Annotated in this window: 4 protein-coding genes; all 4 read right to left on the bottom strand. The window is 54.9% G+C overall.

Features of this window, described 5'->3' with window-relative positions; all coding sequences use genetic code 11:
- Nucleotides 1-116 precede the first annotated feature (116 nt).
- Entirely contained in the window at nucleotides 117-1856 is a 1740-nt protein-coding gene (gene aceK / locus ACOTX2_RS24885) for a bifunctional isocitrate dehydrogenase kinase/phosphatase (protein WP_063148485.1), read from the bottom strand.
- A gap of 49 nt (nucleotides 1857-1905) precedes the next feature.
- Nucleotides 1906-3210, bottom strand: a complete 1305-nt coding sequence (gene aceA, locus ACOTX2_RS24880; protein ID WP_022646718.1) for an isocitrate lyase — start codon at nucleotides 3208-3210, stop codon at nucleotides 1906-1908.
- Nucleotides 3211-3241: 31 nt separating this feature from the next.
- A complete protein-coding gene (gene aceB, locus ACOTX2_RS24875; protein ID WP_063148486.1) occupies nucleotides 3242-4843 on the bottom strand; it encodes a malate synthase A in 1602 nt (533 codons plus the stop codon).
- Between the two features lie 270 nt (nucleotides 4844-5113).
- The gene (gene metA, locus ACOTX2_RS24870; protein ID WP_022646716.1) at nucleotides 5114-6043 is read right to left on the bottom strand and encodes a homoserine O-acetyltransferase MetA; all 930 of its coding nucleotides are present in this window, start codon (nucleotides 6041-6043) and stop codon (nucleotides 5114-5116) included.
- Between the last annotated feature and the right edge of the window lie 271 nt (nucleotides 6044-6314).

Genomic DNA, 6314 nt, shown 5'->3' with positions numbered 1-6314 from the left:
GGACCAGGGCATCGCTGACAGCCCTCAGTCATTTAGAAAGCAACTTTATTGCTTCTGCATAAAAAAATTACTGGGGATCCCTCAGCCCACAGGGAGAGGGAGAAAACATGATGCCCTTACCCTGCGGGAGAGGGAGAAAAGCGGATGCAAAACCGCCGCTTGCGGCGGTAAGCGTAGACATCTTCCACGTGCCCGTTTTTGATCCGCGCTTGCAGCCCGCGCCAGTAGCTGGCGCGGAACAGATCGGCATGCATCTCTTCAAATAACGGCCCGATGCGTGGGTCCGCACACAGCCAGTGGCGAAACTCCTCCGGAAACACATCGCCCGGCGAGACGCTGTACCACGGCTCGCTGGACAGTTCATCTTCCGGGTAGCGCGGCGGCGGGATATCGCGGAAGTTCACCTCGGTCATGTAGCAAATTTCATCGTAATCGTAGAACACCACCCGCCCGTGACGGGTGACGCCGAAGTTTTTAAACAGCATATCCCCGGGGAAAATATTGGCAGCGGCGAGCTGGCGGATGGCGTTGCCGTACTCTTCGATGGCATCACGTAAAGCCTGGCCCTCTGACTGTTCCAGCCAGATATTTAGCGGCACCATACGGCGCTCAATGTAGAGATGGCTGATCGCAATCTTATCGCCAAGATCGGTAATTTTCGTCGGCGCTTCCTGCATGAGCAGCGTCATTAGCGCCGGATCGATCTGCTGCTTATCCAGCACAAAGTTTTCAAACTCCTGGGTATCGGCCATTCGCCCGACGCGATCGTGCTCTTTTACCAGCTGATAGCAGGCACGGACGTGGGCTGCGTTCATCTCTTTCTGCGGGGCGAATTTATCCTTAATCACCTTAAACACCCGGTCGAATCCCGGCAGTGTGAAAACCAGCATCACCATGCCGCGGATACCCGGCGCTTCGATAAACTGCTCATCAGCCGTGGTGACATAACGCAGGTATTCCCGATAACTCTCCGTTTTGGCATGCTTCTGACAGCCAATCGCCATATACAGCTCGGCGGTGGTTTTGCCCGGCAGGATCTCGCGCAGCCACTCCACCAGGGCGGCGGGCAGCGGGGCGTAGACCATGAAATAGGAGCGTGCGAAGCCAAATACGATACTCGCCTCAGCGCTGGTAGTCAGGCAGGTATCGACAAACAGTTCGCCGTCGTCGGTACGGTGAATGGGCAGCAGAAACGGCACGATGGCTGTCGGCGTAACCAGTTTGCCCACCAGCCAGGCGGCCTTATTGCGGTAGAAAAGCTCGTTGGCAACCTGCAAATGGCTGCGGCTGAGCACCGCCTCACCGAAGGTTTCACTGAGATACGCGTGGATATAGCCGATATCCCGGGGTTTATTCTGCCACGGCAGGCGCAGCGGCAAATCCGTTAAGACGCGGTGCAGGAGCTTTTCCCAGCCGCGATCGGGAAAGAAATCTTTCGCCAGCGGACGCGGAATGGTACGGAAGCGTCGCTCGGGCTGGGAGCTGAAGATAAATAACCGCTCAGGAGATAATGAGCGGTGGTCAAATAACCGGCAATAGACGGAGTTGAAAAAGCTCTCCGCAATCTCGAAGCGCGGGTAGTCGGGTAACAGATGGGTGTAATGCTCTTTCACGCGCAGTAAAAATTCCGCATCCGGGCTTTTACCGTCGGTGATACAGCGCAGTTGTTCCACCACCAGACCTACATGGTGATCATAAAGATGGATACGCTGCTTCATGGCCTGCTGAACCGCATGCCAGTCGGCGTGCTCAAAACGCTGTTGCGCGCCGGATGTGACTTCCAGAAAGCGGCCATACTGGGCATCGAAGCCCTGCAAAATAGTTTGGGCTATCAGTAATTCCAGACCACGCGACATATATTCCCCTCACCCCAACCCTCTCCCCGAGGGGGGAGAGGGGGAAAGATCAGAACTGTGCTTCTTCCGTTGAACCCGTTAATGCCGTGACGGAGGAAGTCCCGCCCTGAATAATTGTGGTCACATTATCGAAGTAGCCGGTTCCCACCTCCTGCTGGTGCGAAACGAAGGTATATCCCTCTTTACCCGCCGCAAATTCTGGCTGCTGTACCTTCTCAACATAGTGCTTCATGCCTTCGCCCTGTGCGTAGGCATGCGCCAGGTCGAACATGTTGAACCACATGCTGTGGATACCCGCCAGGGTGATGAACTGGTACTTGTAGCCCATATCCGACAGCTGCTGCTGGAAGCTGGCGATGGTCGTGTCGTCCAGATTTTTTTGCCAGTTGAAGGACGGCGAACAGTTATAGGCCAGCAGCTTGCCCGGATATTTCGCATGAATCGCATCGGCAAAGCGCTTCGCCAGCGCCAGATCCGGCGTGGAGGTTTCACACCAGACCAGGTCGGCGTAAGGGGCATACGCCAGGCCGCGGCTGATCGCCTGTTCAATACCGGCATGCGTGCGATAGAACCCTTCGCTGGTGCGTTCGCCGGTGATGAATTCTCTGTCGTACGGGTCGCAGTCAGAGGTGATCAGGTCCGCTGCGTCCGCATCGGTACGGGCAATGACCAGCGTCGGCACGCCGAGCACGTCAGCAGCCAGACGCGCGGCAACCAGCTTCTGGATCGCTTCCTGAGTTGGCACCAGCACTTTCCCGCCCATATGCCCACACTTCTTCACCGACGCCAGCTGATCTTCAAAGTGTACGGCCGCTGCACCGGCCTCAATCATCGATTTCATCAGCTCAAAGGCGTTCAGCACGCCGCCGAAACCGGCTTCCGCATCGGCGACGATCGGCAGGAAATAATCAGTAAAGCGCGGATCGTGGGGCTCGATGCCCGCCGCCCACTGGATCTGATCCGCACGGCGGAAGGTATTGTTGATCCGATCTACCACTGACGGCACCGAGTTCGCCGGATAAAGAGATTGATCCGGATACATGCTGGAGGCCAGGTTAGCATCCGCCGCGACCTGCCAGCCGGAAAGATAGATAGCTTCAATGCCGGCCTTCGCCTGCTGCAATGCCTGACCGCCAGTCAGTGCGCCGAGGCTGTTGATATAACCTTTTTTAGACCCCCCGTGCAGCAGATCCCACATTTTCGCCGCGCCGTTCTGCGCCAGCGTACACTCCGGGTTAACCGAGCCGCGTAACTTCACCACTTCCTCTGCGCTGTACGGACGGCGAATGCCTTCCCAGCGCGGTTGGGTCCACTCTTTTTGTAACTCTTCGATCTGTTGGGTACGGGTTTTCATGTGCAGATGCTCCATATTGTTATGTGGTGAATTACGCCAGGAAGCGGTAGCCCGGCAGGGTCAGGAAGTCGATTAAGTCATCAGAGGTGGTGATTTGCTCCATCAGGCGCGCAGCGTCATTAAAACGCCCGCTGCTGAAGCGGTGCTCGCCCAGTTCGTCCTGGATGACCCGCATCTCTTCGGCCAGCATCTGACGGAACAGGGCTTTGGTGACCGGTTTGCCGTTGCTGAGCGTTTTTTGATGATGGATCCACTGCCAGATGGAGGTACGTGAAATTTCCGCCGTGGCGGCATCTTCCATCAGGCCGTAGATCGGCACGCAGCCGTTGCCGGAGATCCATGCCTCGATGTACTGCACGGCGACGCGAATATTGGCGCGCATGCCCTCTTCCGTACGCTCGCCCGCACACGGCGCAAGCAACTGTTCTTCTGCGATTGGCGCATCGTCTTCACGGGTGACAAACAGCTGGTTTTTGTTGTCGCCGAGTACGCGGTTGAAGACCTCCATCGCCGTGTCGGCCAGACCGGGGTGGGCAATCCACGTCCCGTCGTGGCCGTTACGGGCTTCCAGCTCTTTATCGGCTTTCACCTTGTTGAGCACCTGATTGTTACGCTCTGCGTCTTTGCTCGGGATAAACGCCGCCATGCCGCCCATCGCAAAGGCGCCGCGTTTGTGGCAGGTCTTAATCAGCAGGCGCGAGTAGGCGCTGAGGAACGGTTTATCCATGGTGACAACCTGACGATCCGGCAATACCCGGTCGGCATGGTTTTTCAGGGTTTTGATGTAGCTGAAGATGTAATCCCAGCGGCCGCAGTTCAGGCCCACAATATGGTCACGCAGCGCATGGAGGATCTCATGCATCTGGAATACGGCTGGCAGGGTTTCAATCAGCAGCGTAGCCTTAATGGTGCCGCGCGGCAGGCTGAAGCGGTCTTCTGCGTAGCTGAAGACTTCACTCCACCACGCCGCTTCCTGCCAGGACTGGGTTTTCGGCAGATAGAAATAGGGGCCGCTGCCTTTCGCCAGCAGGTTCTTATGGTTGTGGAAGAAGTACAGCGCAAAGTCGAACAGGCTGCCCGGAATCGCTTCTCCGCGCCAGGTGACGTGTTTTTCTGGCAAATGCAGACCGCGTACGCGGCAGATCAGCACCGCCGGATTCGGTTTGAGCTGGTAAATTTTACCGGCTTCGTTGGTATAGCTGATGGTGCCGTTGACGGCGTCGCGCAGGTTGATCTGCCCGTCGATAACTTTCTGCCAGTCCGGCGCGAGGGAATCTTCGAAGTCCGCCATAAATACTTTGACGTTGGCATTCATGGCGTTAATCACCATTTTGCGCTCTACCGGGCCGGTGATCTCTACGCGACGATCCTGTAAATCTTCAGGGATTCCGCGAATTTTCCATTCACCATGACGAATGGAAGCGCTTTCCGAAATAAACCCTGGCAACTTGCCGTTATCGATCTCCTGCTGTTGATGAATGCGTGCCGCCAGCAGTTTATTACGCTGTGGCGTAAAGCGAGTCACCAGTTCAGTCAGAAACTCTACCGCTTCTGCCGTCAAAACTTGCTGTTCTTGCTCACCATTCGGCTGGGTAAAGGTCAGTTCATCGACCGTTGTTGCCTGTTGAGTCATCGTTCTGCTCCTCATCAAAGATCCAAAATCACGCCCCCGATGCGAGCGAAAGATCGTTGTGTAGTTTTCGCTCAGCAGAATTAAGACTATCTATAATTTTTCCAAAATCAAAAACAATTTCCATTTTAATTCATATCCAATCACAACTGTATGATTAATATGGGATTAAAGTTTTTCACGATGTTGAGTTGGTTTTCGGAAATAAAAAAGGCACCCTAAGGTGCCTGATCTGAATAGCTGAAACGCTTTAGGATTGTTTAATGCAGACGATTACTCCAGCGTCGGATTCATGTGGCGCAGATCGTACGGCGTAATCTGGTAGACGTAATAGTTGAGCCAGTTAGTGAACAGCAGATTTCCGTGACTACGCCAGGTTGCCCGAGGCGTGTTTTGCGGATCGTTTTTCGGGAAATAGTTGTACGGGACATCCGGATTCAGACCCGCTTCAACGTCACGAAAATACTCTGACGCGAGGGTATGCGGATCGTACTCAGGATGGCCGGTAACGAACGCGATGCGTTTGTCTTTACTGGCGAACAGGTAGGCATCGCCGTCTTCCGTTTCGGCCAGGATTTCCAGGTCGGTATAATCGCGGATCAGCTGTGCCGGAAAATCGGCGTAGCGAGAATGCGGAGCCAGGAAAGTGTCATCGAAACCACGCGTCAGCAGCGCATGCGGGTGAAGAATGTGGTGTTCGTATACGCCAGAAAGTTTGTCACTGCGGGTTTGCTTGGGAATGCCATAGAGGATATTCAGCGCGGCCTGTACCGCCCAACAGACAAATAAGGTGGACGTGACGTGATCTTTTGCCCACTCCAGCACCTGCCTGATTTGTGGCCAGTAGGCAACGTCATTAAATTCCACCAGACCCAGCGGTGCGCCGGTGACGATCAGTCCATCGAAATTCTCATCGCGAATATCTTCAAAATTACAGTAGAAGTTATTCAGATGCTCAGCAGGCGTGTTGCGTGACTCACGGGCGTCAATGCGCAGCAGCTGGATATCAACCTGAAGCGGAGAGTTGGAGAGCAAACGCAGGAACTGGTTCTCCGTTTCGATCTTTTTTGGCATCAGATTGAGAATAAGCACCTTCAGCGGGCGAATTTCCTGACCTGTCGCACGCGAAGCCGTCATGACGAAGACATTCTCTTCACGCAAGAAATTGACGGCTGGTAGCTCGTCCTGCACCCGAATCGGCATAACCTTAAATCCTCACAGCATACGTATAAACGTTTAGACATCCAGACAGCTAACGATACCCAGAAACGGGCTTAATGTCGAGTCTGCAAGCGAAAGGTGAGAAAGTTTCAAGGAGGGAAAGCATGTAGGGCGGGTAAGGTGGGGCCACCACCCGACTTTTCAGAACGCACAAAGCAAAAAACCCCGCACCTTCCGGTACGGGGTTCTTCCTGATTGATGCCTGGCAGTTCCCTACTCTCACATGGGGAGACCCCACACTACCATCGGCGCT

Source organism: Enterobacter cloacae complex sp. IR5412, from assembly GCF_049237385.1.
GTDB lineage: Bacteria > Pseudomonadota > Gammaproteobacteria > Enterobacterales > Enterobacteriaceae > Enterobacter > Enterobacter intestinihominis.
Note: the sequence above shows the minus strand (reverse complement) of the source record. Positions and strands in the feature narration are given on the sequence as shown.

Bases quoted from the DNA above. Each gene is read 5' to 3' on its own strand.
- aceK (WP_063148485.1), bottom strand. From the start codon at position 1,856: ATGTCGCGTGGTCTGGAATTACTGATAGCCCAAACTATTTTGCAGGGC.
- aceA (WP_022646718.1), bottom strand. From the start codon at position 3,210: ATGAAAACCCGTACCCAACAGATCGAAGAGTTACAAAAAGAGTGGACC.
- aceB (WP_063148486.1), bottom strand. From the start codon at position 4,843: ATGACTCAACAGGCAACAACGGTCGATGAACTGACCTTTACCCAGCCG.
- metA (WP_022646716.1), bottom strand. From the start codon at position 6,043: ATGCCGATTCGGGTGCAGGACGAGCTACCAGCCGTCAATTTCTTGCGT.